Genomic DNA, 19,404 nt, shown 5'->3' on the forward strand with positions numbered 1-19,404 from the left:
TCCTTTCCTTGTCTTACAAAAAAAGAAGAGACCCCCTCAGCCATTACCATGACATTGGGAGTCCCTTCTATGATGATTCTGCCTTACAGCAGACGGTAATGTATTATTTCACTACGTGAATTGGATGGCCTTCTACCAGCTCAGCCGCTTCCATGACGATTTCGCCAAGGGTTGGATGCGCGTGGATGGTCAGAGCGATATCTTCGAGCGTAGCGCCCATTTCAATTGCCAGACCCAGCTCAGCAATCAAGTTGGAAGCTTCCAGACCTACGATTTGCGCGCCCAGGACGAGGTTGTTCTCGCTGTTAGCTACAATCTTGATGAAGCCTTCCGGAGCGTTCAGGGAAACCGCACGGCCATTGCCCGCGAACGGGAATTTGCCGGCTTTTACCTTGTAGCCCTTGTCCTTAGCTTCTTTCTCAGTCAGGCCGACGCTGGAGCACTCTGGATCGGTGAACACAACAGCCGGGATGACTTTGTAGTCAACTACGGATTTGTGGCCGGAGATGGCTTCAGCAGCAATCTTACCTTCGTAGGAAGCTTTGTGTGCCAGAGCAAGTCCTGCAACGATATCGCCGATTGCATAGATGTTAGGCACGTTGGTGCGGCCCTGGTGGTCGACTTTGATCAGACCGCGCTCATCCAGCTCAACGCCGATCAGGTCAAGACCCAGCTCGCCGTCTGTATTCGGACGACGGCCTACTGTCACAAGCAGGTAGTCCGCTGTAACTTCTTTGGTTTCGCCGCCTACAGAGTACTTAACGGTTACTTCCTTGTCGTTCTGAACAGCACTTTCCGCTTTGGCATTCGTTACGATCTCGATGCCGGTCTTCGCCATGTTCTTGGCAACCAGACGGGTCATATCTTTATCGAAGCCTGGCAGTACAGTATCCAGACCTTCGATGATCGTTACCTTAGTGCCGAATTTGGAGTACATTTGACCCAGCTCAGCGCCGATATAGCCGCCGCCGATTACGATCATGCTCTTAGGAATCTCTGGCAGATCCAGAGCTTCTGTCGAGGACAGGATACGTCCGCCGAACGGGAATGGCTTCAGCTCAATCGGACGGGAGCCTGTCGCGATGATGCAGTTATTGAATTTGTAGCGCGGGGATTCATGGTCATTGAACAAACGGGCTTCGTTTGTGCTGATGAACATTGCTTCGCCGCTGAACACTTCAATTTTGTTGCCCTTCATCAGGCTGGTTACGCCGGTGGTCATTCTCTTAACTACACCGTTCTTAAATTCCTGGGTTTTGGCCCAGTCTACCTTCACGTTCTCGGCAGTAACACCGAAAACATCGCCGTGCTGTGCAGCCTCATAGCTGTGAGCTGCAGAGATCAGCGCTTTGGAAGGGATACATCCGCGGTTCAGACAGACACCGCCAAGCTCCGATTTATCTACAATGAGGACTTTTTGGCCGAGCTGGGCGGCACGGATTGCCGCCACATACCCGCCGGGACCTGCACCAATAACCAATGTGTCGATTTCAATTGAAGCGTCTCCGACTACCATTTATTACACCTCCATAACTAACATATCAGGATTTGCAAGCAGGGTCTTAATGTAATTCATAAAGTTCTGGGCAGTCGCACCGTCGATGATCCGGTGGTCAAAGCTCAGGGACAGCGCCATAACAGGAGCTGCTACGATTTCACCGTTCTTCACAACAGGCTTCTCAGTGATACGGCCTGTACCCAGAATCGCAACTTCAGGGAAGTTGATGATCGGAGTAAAGAACATACCGCCGGCGGAACCGATATTGGAGATGGAGATCGTGCTGCCCTTCATTTCATTAGCAGTCAGCTTGCCGTCGCGTCCGCGCACAGCCAGGTCTGTGATCGCACTTGCGATCATCCAGATGCTCTTACGGTCAGCATCCTTGATTACCGGCACGATCAGACCATTGTCTGTGTCTGTAGCGATACCGATGTTGTAGTACTTTTTGTACACAATTTCATTCGTGCTTTCGTCAATCATTGCGTTAAGCGCAGGGAACTGACGGGAAGCGGCAACCAGAGCCTTAACGATGAATGGCAGGTAAGTAACCTTAACGCCCTTCTTCTCGGCAACAGGCTTCATGCGGGTACGGAAAGCCACCAGCTCAGTAACATCCACTTCGTCCATGATGGTAACATGCGGCGCTGTGTAGGCCGATTTAACCATAGCATTGGAGATTGCTTTGCGGATACCCTTGAATGGTACGCGCTCTTCTTCCAGGCTGGCATTGCCGGATGCTGCTGCAGCCGGTGCTGCTGCTGGCGCTTTGGCTTCTGCCGCCGGTGCTGCTGCAGTTGCGGATGCCGCAGGTGCTGCTGCAGCCGGAGCTGCGGAGCCGCCCTTCAGGAAGGCCGCGATATCGTCATGGGTAATCTTGCCGTTCTTGCCGCTGCCGTTAACCTTCGCAAGGTCAACACCTTGCTCACGTGCTGCTTTGCGGACGCTTGGAGTAGCCAGAATATCACGGTTAGGCGCTGGAGCAGTAGCCTGTGCAGCTGCCGGTGCTGCAGCTTCCTGTGCTGCAGGAGCTTCAGCGTGTCCGCCTTCCTGCTGTGGAACTTCACCTTCTGCAGCGATAATCGCCACAACTTCGCCTACGCGGCATACCTGGCCGTCTTTAACACGAACTTCAGTTACAGTTCCGTTAACCGGACAAGGCACTTCCACTACAGCTTTGTCATTCTGTACTTCCATGATGATATCATCATCGGTAACCTTGTCGCCGACTTTGATGTGCATCTTGATGATTTCACCTTCATGCAGGCCTTCGCCCAGCTCAGGGAAACGGTATTCGAAGTTTACAGCACCGCCGGCTGATGGAGCACTGGTTGCCGGAGAAGAAGTAGTATCTGCTCCGCCTTTAGCTGCATCTGCTTCCTGGGAAGCTGCTTCTGCCGGATGGCCGCCTTCCTGCTCAGGAACATCGCCTTCTGCATCAATGATTGCTACAACTTCACCAACGCGGCATACCTGGCCGTCTTTAGTGAATACTTCAAGCACTGTGCCGTTAACCGGGCATGGTACTTCTACCACTGCCTTGTCATTTTGCACTTCCATTACGATATCGTCATCGGTTACTTTGTCGCCGGCTTTGATGTGCATTTTGATAATTTCGCCTTCATGCAAACCTTCGCCCAGCTCAGGGAACCGGTACTCAAATTTTGCCACCTTGATAACCTCCTAAAAGTTTTTAGCTTCATTTTGGATAGCGAAAGCATTCGCTTAATGTAGTAAGTATATTGCAGAAAGTGGTGCCGCCCTTTGTGCAAGGACGGCAGAAATAATCTCTATTAGAATTCCAGAACTTTCTTCACGGCTGCAACTACGCGCGCCGGTGTAGGAATCCAGCTATCTTCGATTTGGGCGAATGGATAGATGGTATCCGGACCTGCTACACGGAGTACAGGTGCTTCAAGGTGCAGAATTGCTTTTTCATTGATTTGTGCGATAACCTCAGCGGCAACACCGGAGCTCTTCTGAGCTTCCTGTACTACAATCGCACGGTTAGTCTTCTTCACGGAAGCTACAATGGTATCAATATCAATCGGGCTAACGGTGCGCAGATCGATAATTTCAGCCTTGATGCCTTCCTTCTCCAGCTGGTCAGCTGCTTTGGTCGAAGTATGTACCATCAGACCGTAAGTGATGATGGTTACATCAGAGCCTTCGCGTACAACATTAGCCTTGCCCAGTTCAACGGTGTATTCACCTTCTGGCACCTCATCACGGAATGCATGGTACAGGTTAAGGTGCTCCATGAAGAATACAGGGTCATTGTCGCGGATCGACGCGATCATCAGACCTTTGGCATCATAAGGATTGGAAGGAATAACAACCTTGATACCCGGGCTTTGAGCGATCAGGCCCTCAAGGGAATCCGTGTGAAGCTCAGCAGCCTTAACGCCGCCGCCGAATGGTGTACGGAATACGATTGGAGCATTATATTTACCGCCGGAACGGTAACGCAGGCGCGCAGCCTGGATAACGATCTGGTCAAGAGCTTCGTAGATGAAGCCGATAAACTGGATTTCAGCGATTGGACGGAAGCCTTGTACCCCGAGACCAAACGCCAGACCGCCGATTGCGGACTCGGCAAGCGGTGTATCAAATACACGGTCTTCGCCAAATTCTTTCTGCAGTCCTTCAGTTACGCGGAAAACGCCGCCTACATTACCAACGTCTTCCCCAAAGATCATAACATTAGGGTCGCGATTCAGTTCAACGCGCAGTGCGTCACGAATTGCTTCTTTCATATTCATTTGTGCCATTGCCTGATATCCCCCTTATTCGAAATCGGCTTTTTGCTCTTCCAGATGTTTCGGAGTTACCTCAAACATGCTGTCGATCAAGCCTGAAACGGTCATTTTTTCGGTTTGCTCTGCTTTCTTGATCTGCTCGTTTACAGTCGCTTTCGCTTCTTCTCTTACGCGCAGTGTATCTTCTTCGGTCCAAAGGCCTTTCTTCTCCAAATACTTGGCAAGACGGGCGATAGGATCCTTCTCGTTCCATTGGCCTTCTTCATCCTTGGAACGGTATTTGCTGGCGTCATCGGAGAGAGAGTGCGGACGGAAACGGTAGGTTACAGCTTCAATCAGCGTAGCACCTTCGCCTCTGCGTGCACGTTCTGCAGCTTCCTGAACCGCAGCGATTACAGCAAAGACATCCATGCCGTCTACTTTGATTCCCGGAATACCAACAGCTACTGCTTTGTGGGCAATGGATTTGGAAGCCGTCTGCTTAGCGAACGGAGTCGTAATCGCATAACCGTTGTTCTGTACGAAGAAGATTACCGGCAGTTTGAAGCGTCCGGCAAAGTTCAGGCCTTCATAGAAGTCACCTTCGGAAGAACCGCCGTCACCTGTGTAGGTGATTGCTACATTCTGCTGCTTCTTCAGCTTGAAGCCCATTGCAATTCCGGTAGCATGCAGAATCTGCGCGCCGATGATGATCTGCGGCATAAGCACATTAACACCATCCGGAATCTGTCCGCCGTGCTGATGACCGCGGGAATACAGGAAAGCCTGATATAATGGAAGTCCGTGCCATACCAGCTGAGGAATATCGCGGTAGCCCGGGCATACGAAATCTTCTTTCTGCAGTGCGAATTCACTGCCGATCATGGTTGCTTCCTGTCCGGATACCGGAGCATAGAAGCCGAGGCGGCCCTGACGGCCAAGGTTAACAGCACGGTCATCCCAAGTGCGGGTAAATACCATACGGTACATAATCTCTTTCAGCTGATCGTCGGTAAGTGCAGGCATCATTTCTTTGTTGATAACCTCTCCATCCGGAGAAAGCACCGAAAGGGCCTCCACGTCCTCTGTATACACTTCATAAGGAACTCTAGTCATCATTTTCACCTCAATAAAAAAATTTGAACATCAGTGGTATCTGTTATAGAATTATTATACACCTGTTTTATCTGTTTCGTCAAAGAAATACGCATAAAATTTATGTTTCCATAAATTTTGTATGTATAACAGGGATTTGAATATCCTATAACAGATTTGTTTTTTTCAAGCTAGTAAATGATCTTTGATACATTTGCCGCTTGGGTAATTTTAACGTAACCGCATGTGTAATGCAAAATTCGACAAGAAAGGTGACGATTCAGCGATGAGTGAACCTGTTTTTCTGAAACGTACAATCGTTAAGCAAACCCTTTGGAGTGAACAGCTGCAGGAGGAACGCAAGCTTCGCATTTATCTTCCCCCGGGCTACAATGAAGTACTCAGCTATCCGGTAATTTATTGCCAGGACGGCGAAGAATTCTTTAATTTCGGCCGAATCGCCACCCTCGCCGGACAGCTCATTATAGAGGAAGACATTGAGCCGTTCATTATTGTAGGCGTTGAGGTGAACGTGGCCGTCCGGACGCAGGAATACGCTCCCTTCGGCAGCCGGTTCAAGCAGTATCTAGCCTGCTTCGCCGAAGAAATTATTCCCTTCATTGAACATAATTATCCGGTCCGCCGCACCCCCGATCAGCGGATTATCGCCGGAGACTCACTGGGCGGCAGTGTCTCGCTGCATCTTGCCCTCGCCTATCCCGGCCTGTTCAACCGTGTGCTGAGCCTGTCCGGAGCATATTATCCGGAATCCCGTGATCTTATTGCCCTCGAGGATGACCTCTCCTGGCTTAACATCAATATGGTGGTAGGCCTGCAGGAGACGGATTATCAGACAGACACCGGCGTATATGATTTTGTACAGATGAACCGGGATACAAAGGCGCTGCTGGAAGCCCGCGGTGCCACCGTCTCCTACCGTGAGAAGGACGGAAAGCATCTTTGGGGTTTTTGGCAAAAAGAGCTCCCAGAATCATTACTCTATTTCTTAACCCCATGAAACAGCATAAAATGACGAAACGGTGAACGATCAGCCGGCTTATGTATAGATACAGATTGATTGCGCTTCCATCCTGAGGCGGGCACACGGTGCCCGTCCTCTTTTTTTGGCCAAGGACGGTTACCGGTTAAACTTGCTTGCACATAACTTGCACACTGCCTCCGCCCGCCTGCTGGCCGGCTACAGCTTTTCCGAAACAATCTTGTCCAGCAGCACATCACAGCCGGCATCCATAAGACCATAGACCTGCTCGAAATTCCCTGTGAAATAAGGATCAGGCACCTCACGCAGCTCCTCATCCGGAAGCAGATCCATAAAAGTCAGCAGCTCCGCCTTCTCTCCTCCGGGAACCTTACGGACATTTACTACATTTGAATCATCCATACAGACGATATACTGAAAGCTGTCAAAATCACTGCTGTTCACTAGACGTGCTGTCATATCCGCATAGCTGATCCCATACTGATCGAGAATACGCCGTGTCCCCTCATGGGGTTCTTTACCGATATGCCAGTCACCTGTTCCCGCTGAATCCACCTTAATGGACTCCTGCAGGCCGCGCTGCGCAATTTTGCTGCGGAGAACCGCCTCCGCCATCGGCGAACGGCAAATATTGCCCAGACATACGAATAATACGTTTACGATTTCTCTCACCTCCCGGCAGCCTCTGACGATGTTATCAGGTTGCGGGTTCTGTTCTATTCTTATATAGAAGAAACCCGCTATATCCATTTTAGCGTCAGCGGCTGCAATTGTACAACTTTTGGGATTGCTTTATACTTTGTGGAGGATGACGAACTATAACACCAATAGAGGGAGGAGATTACATTGCCATCCAATCGCGTGGTTATCTTCGCCGGCGGCGAGCTGTCCGCAGACTTTTTGCGCCATATTGATGAAGAGGATTTTATAATCGGAGCCGACAGCGGGGCCTTGTTTCTTGTTGAGCACGGCATCACACCTGATATAGCAGTAGGTGATTTCGATTCTGTCACTCAGGAGGCGCTGGAGCGGATCAGGGCAGGCAGCAGGGAGACTGTTACGTGCGACCCGGTGGACAAGGATTTGACCGACAGTGAGCTGGCGCTCGACCTGGCGCTAAACACCCGGCCTGAATACATTTTGCTGATGGGGGTTACTGGCACAAGAATGGACCATACGCTGGCCAGCATCCAGATGATGACCCGGGCACTGCAGCGTCAGGTAAGCTGTTCTGTGATGGACTCTAACAATTACATTACACTCACCGGCTCCCAGTCGCTGGTTCATGAACGGGGCTTTACCTATGTCTCCCTGCTTCCGATGACACCAGAGGTAACGGGAATTACCTTGCAGGGCTTCCAGTATCCGCTTGAAAATGCAACGCTTAAGCTGGGCCAATCCCTCGCTGTCAGCAACCGCCTGCTGGAAGAGACCGGTACGGTTACCATTGAAAGCGGACTGCTGCTGATCATTCAGAGCAAGGATTGATACATACTTGGAGACATCGTTGTAACCTTTGTTTCAAAAGTGAAAAACCGGGAATCTCCTTTATCCATAAGGGGTCCCCGGTTTTTTCCTGCTGGTTTGGACTCTAATTATTAATTTTTTGTAACTTTTAATGTTTTTTTAATAAAACGTTTACAACCCGTGCCCGGCTTGATTTTAAGACAGTTATGGAAAAATATAGGCCTAAGATAAACTGCTATACTACGAAACAGAGGAAGAACAATGCAAGAGAGATATAATCCTGGGAGGTATTACAACATGAAAAAGCATCAATGGTTTAAACAGGCGGTTGTCGTGGGGATGTGTACTGCAATCGGCTTTAGTACTCTTATGGCGACCGGAGCCGGAACAGCACCTGTTGCTGCAGCTTCTGTAAAGGCATCGACCGGACAAAGCATAGTTAACCTGGGCAAAAAATACCTGGGTACCCGTTATAAGTTCGGCGCATCCACTTCAACTACTAAATCTTTCGACTGCTCATCCTTTACCAAATATATTTTTGCCAAATATGGCGTTAACCTGCCGCGTACCTCTGTAGCACAGTCCAAGGTCGGAAAAGCGGTCTCCAAATCCAATCTGCGTGTCGGTGACCTCGTATTCTTCTCCAGCGGCAGCAGAGCCAACGGTAAAAATGTTACCCATGTAGCGGTTTATGCCGGCAACGGTAAAATCCTGCACACCTACGGCTCACCGGGTGTTACCATTTCCGACCTGAATTCAGGCAACTGGAAAAAGACCTACCTGAAGGCGCGCCGCGTGCTGTAGACATTCTGATTATTTAGCTAATGTCCCGCAGGGCTGCCCTCAGGCGCCTTCAGCATATAACCGGTACCGCGAACTGTATGAATCAGCTTGCTCCGGTGGCCTTTATCCACTTTCAAGCGGATGTGTCTGATATAGACATCTACAACATTGGTATCCGCATGAAAATGGTAGCCCCAGACATGCTTTAGAATCTCTTCGCGCGGGCTGACCTCTCCCTGATGGACGGCAAGGTAATGAAGAAGGTCAAATTCCTTAGGGGTCAGGTTGATCTGGACTCCATCCCGGCTGACCAGACGCCGGCTGGAATCCAGCATCAGGCCGTCAATTTTGATCAGGGCCTCCAGCCCCCGGCGCCGGCCGGTGAGCCACAGCAGATTCATCACTCTGCATCTGAATTCTCCGGCATGCAGCGGCCGCTTCATATACTCGTTTCCGCCCGCTTCAAATACAGCTACGGCCTCCTCGCTTCCCCCTTCGGCTGATATCACCATCACTGGTATAAAAACCCCCTGTGACCGGTACTCCGATATGATATCCCACCCCGGCCATGCCCCGGCATCGCTGATTTCCGCAAGCAGAAGCACTGGCCGCACCCTGTCCAGCAATAAGCGAAGATCCCCGGGATCTTCGCTTATTGCCGTCTGGAGCCCGAGCTCACTGAGCAGCTCCTCCATCTGACGGTGCGCTTCTGCCTGCGGCAGGGGGTCCCCGGCGCTTCCGGCGTCGTAAGGTGTATGGTTTGCCGTAAACCAGGCAATGATCTCATTCATCGGTTGTTCCCCCGCATCCATTCGGCCTTGCAGAGCTGTAATTCCGCTGCAGATAAAATGTAGAATCTCCACAAAGCAAAAAGACCATTCCGCAGGAAGGGTCTTTCCAGCTGTTTTATTAAGAGCTTCCTAAGCCAGCAGGATACCGGCCCGGCTAAACCCGGAGATCGATCTCCTGAAACTTCGCAACCTCAGTCTCCCAACGCTGTGCAACAAATGCCCGGTGGGCCGGATCGTTGTTATAGGCATCATATTCTACCTGGCCTGCAAACTCCATCGAGAAGCAATAATCATAGTCACACTTGCTGCTTATCTGGCGCAGCGCCTCAAATTGGCGCACAACGGGAATTGCACTCAGAATCTCCTCCCCATCCTTCAAAAAGGCCAGCGCCTCCTGTGACTCAGCGGGATATTTCAAGGTAAAGAGCGCCATATGCCTGATCGTTCCTGTATCCATTGCTATCTGTCCCCTTTCTTAGCCAAAATACCTGTGATACACACTGCGCGCGGCAGCAATATCACTGGTTCCATGAATCAATGCCCGCCCGTCGGCAAAAATCACCAGCCGGTAAGGCTCCTCCGTGAAAGAGACGAGAAACGGATTGCTCTCCACTCTGCCGCTCCCAAGCTTCGCAAGCCTTGCGGCCGTCTCCTGCAGATCAAGCTGACGGCGCTGCGCCGGACGGATCTGCACAGTATCCCTGCCGCACAGCACATCGCTGCGCTCCGTATTCGCTGCAGTCAGATAAGGATAGACAGCATGGCTTCCGCAGGACGGGCAGTCCTCTTTCTTAGCCGCCTTCACTCCGATTTCCTGATGCTCATTGCGCCACACATCAAAGCTCAGCAGCCTGCCGCGCAGCTGTTCGCGCCGGCCGCCAAGCAGCTTGAGCGCCTCTGCGGTCGCGTTGGCTGTAACCAGCTGAACCGCCTGCGGCAGAATCCCTGCAGTGTCACAGGTGTCTCCACCCAAAGGAACGGTACCCAGCAGGCAATTCAAACACGGCGTCTCTCCGGGAATGATAGTGTAGGTGATTCCATAGCTGCCGACACAAGCGCCGTATATCCAGGGGATACCATGCTTCTGAGCCATATCATTGATGATCAGGCGGGTATCAAAGTTATCTGTACCATCCATAATCAGATCCACATGTGGCAGCAGGCGCTCCAGCTCTTCCGCCCGCACATCCATAATGTGAGCTTCGATACGGATCTCCGAATTAATCTGCTCCAGCCTGGCCTTGGCCGCCTCAGCCTTGGGAATCCGCAGGCGGGCATCTTCTTCGGTATACAGCTGCTGCCGCTGAAGGTTGCTCCACTCCACATAATCCCGGTCAGCCAGAATCAGCCGGCCCACACCGCACCGGGCCAGCGTCTCGGCCATGCCGGTGCCCAGTGCACCCGCTCCCACAATCAGGACACTTGCCGCGGCAAGCCCTGCTTGTCCGTCAGCTCCGAACGGCACGAACCGGACCTGCCGGGAATAGCGGCCGTTCCGACCGGTTATTTGGATATTATCACTGTCATTCATTCCTGAACAGCCCCCTATATTGAAAATCCGGGAAACAGCAGCCTCTCAAGGCTGCTTGTACCCGGATTCTGAAATTAGTCTATACCTTCTGCGCAGACCACTGTTCTACATTCCATGTTTTCGTTACCCAATCCTCATAGAATTCCGGTTCATGGGAGACAAGAAGAACCGTGCCTTTATATTCCTGCAGGGCGCGCTTCAGCTCAGCCTTGGCAATGATATCAAGGTGATTGGTCGGCTCATCGAACAGAATCCAGTTGCTCTCACGCATCATCAGCTTGCACAGGCGCACCTTGGCCTGCTCTCCGCCGCTCAGCATGCTCAGCGGGCGGGTAATATGCTCGTTTTTCAGACCGCAGCGGGCCAGATGGCCGCGCACTTCATTCTGGGTAAGACTGGAGAATTCATTCCAGACATCATCAATCGGCGTAACATTGGCAGCCTTAACCTCCTGCTGGAAGTACGCGGAATTGAGGTAATCCCCGAGATAGGTTTTGCCGCTGTATGGCGGGATTACACCCAAAATCGTCTTCAGCAGCGTGGATTTACCTACACCGTTGCTGCCGACGATCGCAATTTTGTCTCCGCGCTCAATCGTCATGCTCAGCTTCGGCAGCAGCGGGCGGTCATAGCCGATTTCGAAGTCAATGCCTTCAAATACCGTTTTGCCGCTGGACCGGCTCTCCTTAAAGGAGAAGCTCGGCTTGGCTGCTTCCTCCGGACGGTCAATCCGCTCTATGCGGTCGAGCTGCTTCTCACGGCTTTTGGCCCGGCCTGAGGTCGAGGCACGCGCTTTATTTTTCTGGATAAACTCCTCCTGCTTCTTGATGTATTCACGCTGCTTCTCATAAGCTTCAATATGCTGGGTTTTGTTCATTTCAGCCATATCCAGAAACTTCTCATAATTAGCCGTATAACGGGTCAGCTTGCCGAATTCCAGATGATAAACCACATTAACAACCTTGTTCATAAATTCGGTATCATGGGAAATCAGCATAAAAGCATAAGGATACTGCTTCAGGTAGTTGGTCAGCCAGTCGATATGCTCAACATCCAGATAGTTGGTAGGCTCATCCAGCAGCAGCACGGTCGGTTTCTCAAGCAGCAGCTTCGCCAGCAGCACCTTGGTCCGCTGTCCCCCGCTCAGGGAAGCGACATCACGGTCCAGTCCGATCGCCGAGAGGCCGAGACCGTTGCCCATTTCCTCCACTTTAACATCGATCAGATAAAAATCGCCGATATCCAGCTGCTCCTGGATTTCTCCCATCTGCTCCAGCAGCAGCTCAAGCTCCTCAGGTGAGGCCTCGCCCATCTTGTCGGTAATCGCCAGCATTTCCTTCTCCAGCTCCAGCAGCGGCAGAAAAGCATCCTTAAGCACATCGCGGACCGTCTTTCCCGGAGAAAGCTTCGTATGCTGATCAAGATAACCATACCGGACCCGTGGTGTCCATTCTACTTTTCCGCTGTCCTTAAGCAGGGTTCCGGTTAAAATATTCATCAGCGTCGATTTGCCGGCGCCGTTCGCCCCCACAAATCCGACATGCTCGCCGTCCAGCAGGCGGAAGGACACATCCTTGAACAGCTGTCGGTCACCAAAGTTATGGGAAACGTCTTCTACAGTAAGTAAACTCATAAATTCTCGTTAAGCTCCTATCTATTTCTGTCTAATTCCTATGATGCTTAGCATGAGGAACAGTCTGTCTGTACATATAACGACCATTTTAGCACATGTATGCGCTGTGCCGGAATAGGGTTTTACCTGTCCCGGCTTTTTTTCTGAAACAAACTGCTGCGTTTTGCAGAATCGGCCAGCATGCCGGTACCGCTCAGCAGCTGCTCCAGCGTGTGAACCAGCCTGCCGTTACGCTGAAATGGGTTCTCCTGAACCGGGAGACTGTACACCTTAGCCTGTCCGCCCAGAATCGACGCAAGCAATGCTGCCGCTCTTCGGCTTGCAAGCGGCAGGCAAATGCGTATGCCGTTATCAGGCCGCAGTCCGCTGCGGCGAAGCCAGCGCAGCGTATCCTCCAGCCGCCAGTCTGCCCCTGACGCAACTAGCAGTGGAATATCACTGTCTGCAAACACCTCAAACGCCCCGTCATAACCGCCTGTACCGAGGTCTGCAACAATATATTTATAGTTCCTGTCATACAGCTTGGCCAGGCCGTCCCGGGCCGGAGTCTGCCAGAAGTCGATGTTGTTCCACCTCAAAGGCAGCTCTGCAGCACCTGCTTCTGCTGATTCCGGCGGATTATCCAGCTGGCTGCTGATCACTTCATACACCGGTGAATCCGGACTCAGGCCAATCCATGCCGTCTCACCCTGCCGCGCCAAACCGCAGCAGGCTGCAAGTGAGGTATGAGTCGTACCAAGACCTGCGGCTACTCCAAGCAGAGTAATAACAACGGGCTGGCGCCTGGCGGATACCACAGGGGCCGCACCCCGTACACGACGGGCTTGGCCCGCCAGCTCATGCAATGGCTGAAGAGCCTCCAATACAGCCTCTGCGCTTTGGAACCGCTCTTCGGGATGATACCGCAGCAGCCTGCGGATGACCGGAATCAGGCAGTCAGGCAATCCGGGCAGACTACCTTCCATTCCGGGCTCCCAGCGGCTGTACTTTCCGCCCGAGGCCATATACAGCAGCAGGGCGCCCAGACCATACAAATCCGCCGCCGGTCCGCTTTGCCCGCCTCCGTACTGCTCCGGTGCCGCAAAGCCGGCAGTCCCAAGCTTCTCCGTATCCTCTCCGGCACCGCTTCTGAAGCTCCGGGCAATGCCGAAGTCAATCAGCTTCAGCTCACCGTTATCTGTCAGCATAATATTCCCCGGCTTCAGATCCCGGTAAATAACCGGCGGCCGGTGACTGTGCAAATACTGCAGCACTTCAAGCAGCTGACAGGCATAGGATACAATTAACCCGGCAGCAAGCGGTCCCGGCTTGTCCTTCATGAACTCCGCCAGCGTCATTCCCTCGATATAATCCATGACCAGATAACAGCAGCCCTGCTCATCCGGCGGAAAAAAATCGGCAATCCGCGGCAGCAGCCGGTGGCTAAGCGATATCAGCAGAACAGCCTCAGCCTCTATGCCGCTGAGGCTGTCCTGCAGGCCGAAGCTTTCTTTTACTGCCCAGTACTGGCCCTGCAGCCGCATATCCTCCGCCAGAAATACATGACTCATCCCCCCGGAGCCGAGCTTCCGTACAATCCGGTATCGTCCACCCAAAAGAGTTCCCGCAGCAAGCCTTGATTCAAAAATCATCAGTCATCTCCCCCTTAGCTGATTATAAAAAAGAAAGCCTCCCGCGCTGCAGCCGCCGGCACAAGGCCGGCGGAGCAGACAACGGGAGGCTTTCCCTGTTCATCCTGATATTTAGTCTAATTAATATTTAATCATATAAAGCGTTATTTCATCCCGGTTATGGAACAGCTGCTTCGCCCGCTGGAGCTGCATCCTTTCCCCTTCAAACATGGCGATGATCTCCTTGATTACAGCCATAGGCTTCTTGTGCATCAGCTTCACGGTTACTACAGCCGTGCCGCCCGGAGCCAGACTGTGCAGCAGACCGGTGACAAGCTTGGCCATCAGCTTGGGGCTCCAGCTCATGTCACAGACGAGCAGGTCAAATTCATTGTCGCTGAATTTGACTTCACCAGCATTCTTGCGCAGAATCTTCAGGTTCGGCTTATTGCGGAGCGACTCATGCATCAGCGCCGGATCGATAGCCGTAACCTTCAGGCCGCGCTCCAGCAGGAAGGAGGTCCAGCCGCCTGGCGAAGCGCCAATATCCACGGCATTGCGGAAGCTTGAGAACGGAATTGCGAATTCCTTCTCGGCTTCCATCAGCTTGAACTTGGCCCGTGAAATCTGCCCGTCCTCCTTACGGAAGCGGATCATTCCGCCGTTCCAGCTGGACAGATTATCCTCCGGCCGGGAAACCCCGGCATACAGCGCATCCCCGTCCGCATAGACGGAAATGATCCACGAAGGCTCCTGTACTGTAAAGTCTGCCTCCAGGTCCGCCAGCCGCTCCTGCAGCCATTCGCGAAGCTCGCCCGGGCTGTCCGGCCAGAAGGAAGCAGTACCCTTGCGGACATGCAGGGATACCTTCTCGCCCTCCAGCTCGCTGCGCCGGCTTAAGTAGACGGCCAGCCGCTCCAGGGCCGCGAGATCACCCTGGTCCTGAAACTGCACCGGCTGGATATGCCGCAGGAAGACGGGCGGATTGCTGTGGAGCGTTCCTGCTATATCGGCAGGAGCGCCTTCCAGCGTTGCGAGGAAAATCTCGCCCGGCAAGAGCAGCGTGCTCTTCACCGCCCCGAACAGGCGGCGCAGCTCTTCCTGGGCATAGGGCGCAAAGCCGTGATTGGCAGTGCAAATATAGCGGGACAGACTTTTTTCTTCAGGAGCAGCAGCCTGCTCTCCGGTTTCTTGTGTTAAATCGTTCAAATCAATTGCCTCCAGGTCTGATTTTTATCCAGGGACGACCGCTATCCCATTCAACATCCACAGGAACATCAAATGTAGCCATGATCATTTCCTTCGTCAATACTTCTTCCTTGGGGCCGGAGCCGGCCAGCTTGCCGTCACGGATCAGCGCCACATGGGTAAAGAGCGGTACGATCTCTTCCACATGGTGGGTAACATAGACGACCGAAACATTGTGCTGCTTCAGCTTATCTACCTCGGCAAGCATTTTTTCGCGCTCATACAGGTCAAGACCGGCACAGGGCTCGTCCATGATCAGCAGCTTGGGCTCGGCCATCAGGCATCTGGCCAGCATCGCCTTCTTACGCTCACCCTGGGACAGGGTTCCGAACGGATGATGCGCCAGTCCGCCCAGGTTCATATCTTCGAGCAATGCAATTGCCCGCTCCTTCACATGCTGCGGAATGGCCTGATAGAACCGGAGATAAGCATAGGCACCGGTAGCCACCACTTCCCATACAGGATCGCTCAGGGACAGCTTTTCCATCAGGGAAGGTCCGATATAGCCGATCTCCTTGCGCACCTCACGCACATCGCATTGCCCGAATTTGTAGCCGAGCACCTCCACCGAGCCGCTGCTCGGGAACAGGTATCCGGTCATCATCTCAAGAATGGTTGTTTTGCCTGAGCCGTTTCGTCCAAGAATGACCCAGTTCTCGCCCGGCTTCATCTCCAGGGATACATCGTCAAGTATCAGGCTTTGCTCTCTACGCAGGGTAAGATGTTGTAATGATATCATTTATGAGGTCACTCTCCTTATGTAATCCAGCATCTGCTCAACAGAGCCCATCGAATATAGAATGTCCGGCCCGCCGGTCCGTTCAGCCCCGGAGACCATCAGCGCAGGCACACTTGATATCCGGTAGCGGCTGACGATGCCGGGCAGCATGTTCACGTTGGCTTCAGCAATCAGGAGGCCCGGAGGCAATAGATGTGCTGCAACCTCCAGCATACGCCGGGCGGCTTTGCAGGTGCCGCACAGCGGCGTATGCAGAAAGACCACCAGCGGCTCTCCCGGCTGCTCCAGCGCTAACGTCAGCTCCTGTTCATTCATCTGCTTAAATATTGTCATTGTCCTGATTCTCCTGCAGCTCCGGCTGCTATTCCCGCAAGCTGATCAAGACTGAGCGGCCCGTTATGCAGTGCCGTTCCTGCGGGTACAGCAGGATACAGCAGTTCATACATTGCCCGGCGCCCCTCGGGGCTTGAAGTATGCAGATAGATTTCGCGCGGATACAGCCCCTCCAGCACCATCCTTCTGGCCACCTCATCCCCGCTGTAATCCCCCGGTCCCATATCATAATCCAGCGACAGGATACCCACCTCACACTCACGCAGGAGCAGCAGGCATTCCTCTGTCGTTCTGGCCAGCGTGAAGCCTTCCGGGCGTCTGCGGTAATCGTCCATATATATATTAATCACAGCTACCCCTCCGCTTCATACCATTTCCGTACAGCTGCGATTTCCCGGCGGTGGGTACCGTCAGCACCTTTGGCAGTCTCCATGGCAACTGCAGCCCGGCGGAACGGTGCTGTGAGCAGCAGCTCCCGCAGCTTGTCTTCACCGATATATCCCTCTCCGATACCCGCATGCCTGTCCCTGCGCTGTGCGTAGGGAAACATGGAATCATTCAGATGCACTGCGGCAAGGTGAGGCCAATAGCCCAGCTCCGTTCCCCGCCCCAGCAGCTCAGCTGTCTGCTCAGGGTTCCAGATCCCGGCGGCAAAGGCGTGGCAGGTATCGAAGCAAAAGCCGATCTTTTCAGGATAACGGCTAAGCTCACGGACCTTGACCAGTTCTTCCAGCGTCATGCCTTCACTGCCGTGATTGCCGGCCTGGTTCTCAATCAGAAGCTTGGCCCGGCCTTCCCAGGAATCCAGCGTTTCATTCATACATTGTATAATATTTTGATAGCCCTGTAACGGCTCAAGCGCGCCGAAGGTCCCGAAATGAACCACAATACCGAGCGAGCCGCACGCTTCAGCGATTTCCAGATCATTGCGCAGTGACTCCACCATAATCCTTCTTGAGGAAGCGCCGGCAGTCCCGGCCGCCAGATTGGTCGGATACGGGGTATGGGCAATCGATACCATCTGCTGCTTACGGCAAAAGGCTGCGCAATCCTCAGCATCCCGCACATCGAGCGGCTTCAGCTTCAGGCTGCGCGGATTTTTCGGAAAATATTGAAAGCATGCCGCACCGCTCTCCCAGGCGAACCGGGCCGCACGGCCGTATCCGCCGCGGATGCTGACATGAGCCCCGATTTTGGGGCTATCCTTCATGCTGGCAGTCCGGGCAGTAGAATACCTTGCGTCCGGACAGCTCAATTTTGACGATATTTCCCCCGCCGCGCAGGCACGGTTCGCCTTCACGGTCATACACTTTGCACTGGTCATTATACGAGCCGGTCACCGTATCACCGGCCATAAACGGCATTTCCATATATCCGCCGATATCCGTTGCTTCTGTCAGCACCTTGCGCACGCTGTTATACAGCCGCGTAACGGCCTCCGGGGACAGATTCTGCACCAGGGCTGACGGCAGCAGCCTGGCTTCAAAAGCAATTTCATCCGCGTAGCAGTTGCCGATCCCCGCCATTACCTGCTGGTTCACAAGCAGGCTCTTCAGCGCACCCCTGCGGCCCTTCAGCAGTGCAGCGAACCGCTCGGGCGTCATCCGGCGGTCCAGCAGCTCCGGTCCCAGCTTGCCCATCGCTGCTTCGCCCTCCTTCACCGACAGCAGATGCAGATAGCCCAGCCGCAGTCCCATGAAATACAGGATGTTATCACCAAAAGCCAGCTCTACCTGGGTAGTTCGGTCCGGACGCTCCGCCTCAGTGCCGTAATACAGCAGTCCGCCCAGCATCAGATGCAGCAGCAGCCTGCGCCCGTCATGCAGATGGAACAGAATATGCTTCGCCCGGCGCTCCACAAATACAATGCGTGCACCAAGCAGGGCATTTTTGAAGGCCTCGGCCTCTATGTTAATCGTCTTCTCCCGGTTTACGGTCACTCCCGTAATCGGCACATTTATAAGATGCTGGCTGAGCAGCCTTCTGTAGTTCTCCATTTCCGGCAATTCCGGCATTGTTCATCGTCCCTTCTAGGTTGGTAAAAAAATCGCACCTTTGCCATTATACACCGAGCATCACCATAAGTTCAGCTAAATCACGGCAAATTTCATCAGGGATCACACCTGTGACCGTTTTATAATGCTCCAGATTCTCCTCTGTAGTCAGGCCTGTCAGCACAAGCACCGTCCTGCAGCCGGCGTTTACACCCGCAGAAATATCTGTCCGCATATTATCTCCGACAACGACCGCTTCTTCCGGCTTGATGCCAAGGATAGACGCAGCATAAGTAATCAGGTGCGCTTCCGGCTTGCCGATCACCACCGGTGCAACACCGCTTGCCGCCTCAATCGCTGCACCGATCGTTCCCGCCCCGGGCATAACCCCGTCATCGGACGGCAGCATCAGATCCGGATTGGTCAGCACGAACTTCGCTCCGCCCATAATCCAGCGGGAAGCCCGTGCCAGCGAATCATATGTAAAAGCCCTGTAGATGCCCTGCACCACATATTGCGGATTTTCCTCAACAATATTCAGGCCAGCCGCCGCACAGGCATCAATCAGGCCCTCTTCCCCAAGTATCGCCACCCTGGCCTCCGGCAATTCCCCGGCGATATAACGGGCAGCCGCCAGCGAGGAGGTGCATACCTCCTCTGCCCTGGCTTCAATCCCCATTCCCCGCAAATGTGCTGCTACACCTGCAGCGGTACGTGACGAGTTATTTGTTACGAATAAAAAAGGGATTCCTGCCGTCCGCAGCCCCTCGATCAGCTTATCCGCACCGGGGATCATCCGCCCCCCGTGAAACAGTGTCCCGTCCAGATCTATCAGCAAGCCTCCGATATTGTTCATCACTTACCCTCCGTCTCCGCAGTTTTAATTCATGTTGTTAATCAATAACGCTATTAATTTAAAGGAAACAGCTCAAGCGAGTACTTCT

The 19,404-nt window shown here is 53.1% G+C and carries 20 protein-coding genes; 3 read left to right on the forward strand and 17 right to left on the reverse strand.

Annotation, left to right across the window (positions count from 1 at the left end):
* Positions 1 to 103: 103 nt before the first annotated feature.
* From lpdA to pdhA, 4 genes are all read right to left on the reverse strand, one after another.
* Entirely contained in the window at positions 104 to 1,516 is a 1,413-nt protein-coding gene (gene lpdA / locus R70723_RS17410) for a dihydrolipoyl dehydrogenase (RefSeq protein WP_039873749.1), read from the reverse strand.
* Positions 1,517 to 1,519: 3 nt separating this feature from the next.
* On the reverse strand, positions 1,520 to 3,169 hold the full coding sequence (locus tag R70723_RS17415) for a 2-oxo acid dehydrogenase subunit E2 (RefSeq protein ID WP_039873750.1): 1,650 nt from the start codon (positions 3,167 to 3,169) through the stop codon (positions 1,520 to 1,522).
* 122 nt (positions 3,170 to 3,291) lie between these two features.
* Positions 3,292 to 4,269: an alpha-ketoacid dehydrogenase subunit beta gene (locus tag R70723_RS17420; protein ID WP_039873751.1), complete on the reverse strand. Its 978-nt coding sequence runs from the start codon at positions 4,267 to 4,269 to the stop codon at positions 3,292 to 3,294.
* Between the two features lie 15 nt (positions 4,270 to 4,284).
* A complete protein-coding gene (pdhA, locus tag R70723_RS17425) occupies positions 4,285 to 5,352 on the reverse strand; it encodes a pyruvate dehydrogenase (acetyl-transferring) E1 component subunit alpha (protein ID WP_039873753.1) in 1,068 nt (355 codons plus the stop codon).
* 265 nt (positions 5,353 to 5,617) lie between these two features.
* On the opposite strand from pdhA, the gene R70723_RS17430 reads away from it, so the two are divergent.
* On the forward strand, positions 5,618 to 6,349 hold the full coding sequence (locus tag R70723_RS17430; protein WP_039873756.1) for an alpha/beta hydrolase: 732 nt from the start codon (positions 5,618 to 5,620) through the stop codon (positions 6,347 to 6,349).
* Positions 6,350 to 6,529: 180 nt separating this feature from the next.
* On the opposite strand, the gene R70723_RS17435 is transcribed toward R70723_RS17430, so the two are convergent.
* On the reverse strand, positions 6,530 to 6,994 hold the full coding sequence (locus R70723_RS17435; RefSeq protein ID WP_039878942.1) for a low molecular weight protein-tyrosine-phosphatase: 465 nt from the start codon (positions 6,992 to 6,994) through the stop codon (positions 6,530 to 6,532).
* A 183-nt stretch (positions 6,995 to 7,177) separates the two neighbouring features.
* Here R70723_RS17435 and R70723_RS17440 point away from each other — a divergent pair, with 183 nt between their 5' ends.
* Together R70723_RS17440 and R70723_RS17445 are read left to right on the forward strand one after the other, a co-directional pair.
* Complete coding sequence (locus tag R70723_RS17440; RefSeq protein WP_039873757.1) at positions 7,178 to 7,819, forward strand: thiamine diphosphokinase; 642 nt, start codon at positions 7,178 to 7,180, stop codon at positions 7,817 to 7,819.
* 276 nt (positions 7,820 to 8,095) lie between these two features.
* On the forward strand, positions 8,096 to 8,602 hold the full coding sequence (locus tag R70723_RS17445; protein ID WP_039873758.1) for a C40 family peptidase: 507 nt from the start codon (positions 8,096 to 8,098) through the stop codon (positions 8,600 to 8,602).
* A 17-nt stretch (positions 8,603 to 8,619) separates the two neighbouring features.
* Here R70723_RS17445 and R70723_RS17450 read toward each other — a convergent pair whose 3' ends face one another.
* From R70723_RS17450 to R70723_RS17505, 12 genes are all read right to left on the reverse strand, one after another.
* Positions 8,620 to 9,372, reverse strand: a complete 753-nt coding sequence (locus tag R70723_RS17450) for a response regulator transcription factor (protein ID WP_052421369.1) — start codon at positions 9,370 to 9,372, stop codon at positions 8,620 to 8,622.
* A gap of 154 nt (positions 9,373 to 9,526) precedes the next feature.
* Positions 9,527 to 9,829 carry a Dabb family protein gene (locus R70723_RS17455; RefSeq protein WP_039873759.1) on the reverse strand — a complete coding sequence of 101 codons (303 nt, stop codon included), beginning with the start codon at positions 9,827 to 9,829 and terminating at the stop codon, positions 9,527 to 9,529.
* 18 nt (positions 9,830 to 9,847) lie between these two features.
* A complete protein-coding gene (locus tag R70723_RS17460; protein WP_081957418.1) occupies positions 9,848 to 10,903 on the reverse strand; it encodes a ThiF family adenylyltransferase in 1,056 nt (351 codons plus the stop codon).
* A gap of 79 nt (positions 10,904 to 10,982) precedes the next feature.
* Positions 10,983 to 12,536 (reverse strand): ABC-F family ATP-binding cassette domain-containing protein, encoded by a 1,554-nt coding sequence (locus tag R70723_RS17465; protein WP_039873760.1) that lies wholly within the window; start codon positions 12,534 to 12,536, stop codon positions 10,983 to 10,985.
* Between the two features lie 122 nt (positions 12,537 to 12,658).
* Positions 12,659 to 14,167, reverse strand: coding sequence for a serine/threonine protein kinase (locus tag R70723_RS17470; protein WP_039873762.1), 1,509 nt, complete (start codon positions 14,165 to 14,167; stop codon positions 12,659 to 12,661).
* 120 nt (positions 14,168 to 14,287) lie between these two features.
* Entirely contained in the window at positions 14,288 to 15,355 is a 1,068-nt protein-coding gene (locus tag R70723_RS17475) for an SAM-dependent methyltransferase (RefSeq protein WP_144026997.1), read from the reverse strand.
* A 1-nt stretch (position 15,356) separates the two neighbouring features.
* Positions 15,357 to 16,133, reverse strand: coding sequence for an ABC transporter ATP-binding protein (locus R70723_RS17480; RefSeq protein ID WP_039873765.1), 777 nt, complete (start codon positions 16,131 to 16,133; stop codon positions 15,357 to 15,359).
* Positions 16,134 to 16,466: a thioredoxin family protein gene (locus R70723_RS17485; RefSeq protein WP_039873766.1), complete on the reverse strand. Its 333-nt coding sequence runs from the start codon at positions 16,464 to 16,466 to the stop codon at positions 16,134 to 16,136.
* The gene (locus R70723_RS17490) at positions 16,463 to 16,813 is read right to left on the reverse strand and encodes a cyclic-phosphate processing receiver domain-containing protein (protein ID WP_081957585.1); all 351 of its coding nucleotides are present in this window, start codon (positions 16,811 to 16,813) and stop codon (positions 16,463 to 16,465) included. Before R70723_RS17490 ends, R70723_RS17485 begins: the two co-directional genes overlap by 4 nt.
* Positions 16,814 to 16,818: 5 nt before the next feature.
* On the reverse strand, positions 16,819 to 17,676 hold the full coding sequence (locus R70723_RS17495) for a deoxyribonuclease IV (RefSeq protein WP_081957419.1): 858 nt from the start codon (positions 17,674 to 17,676) through the stop codon (positions 16,819 to 16,821).
* Positions 17,666 to 18,481 (reverse strand): Fpg/Nei family DNA glycosylase, encoded by an 816-nt coding sequence (locus R70723_RS17500; RefSeq protein WP_039873770.1) that lies wholly within the window; start codon positions 18,479 to 18,481, stop codon positions 17,666 to 17,668. The genes R70723_RS17495 and R70723_RS17500 overlap by 11 nt, the downstream gene beginning before the upstream one ends.
* 46 nt (positions 18,482 to 18,527) lie before the next feature.
* A complete protein-coding gene (locus tag R70723_RS17505; protein WP_039873771.1) occupies positions 18,528 to 19,316 on the reverse strand; it encodes an HAD-IIA family hydrolase in 789 nt (262 codons plus the stop codon).
* Between the last annotated feature and the right edge of the window lie 88 nt (positions 19,317 to 19,404).

Origin of the sequence: Paenibacillus sp. FSL R7-0273, assembly GCF_000758625.1 — a bacterium.
Lineage (GTDB): Bacteria > Bacillota > Bacilli > Paenibacillales > Paenibacillaceae > Paenibacillus_AQ.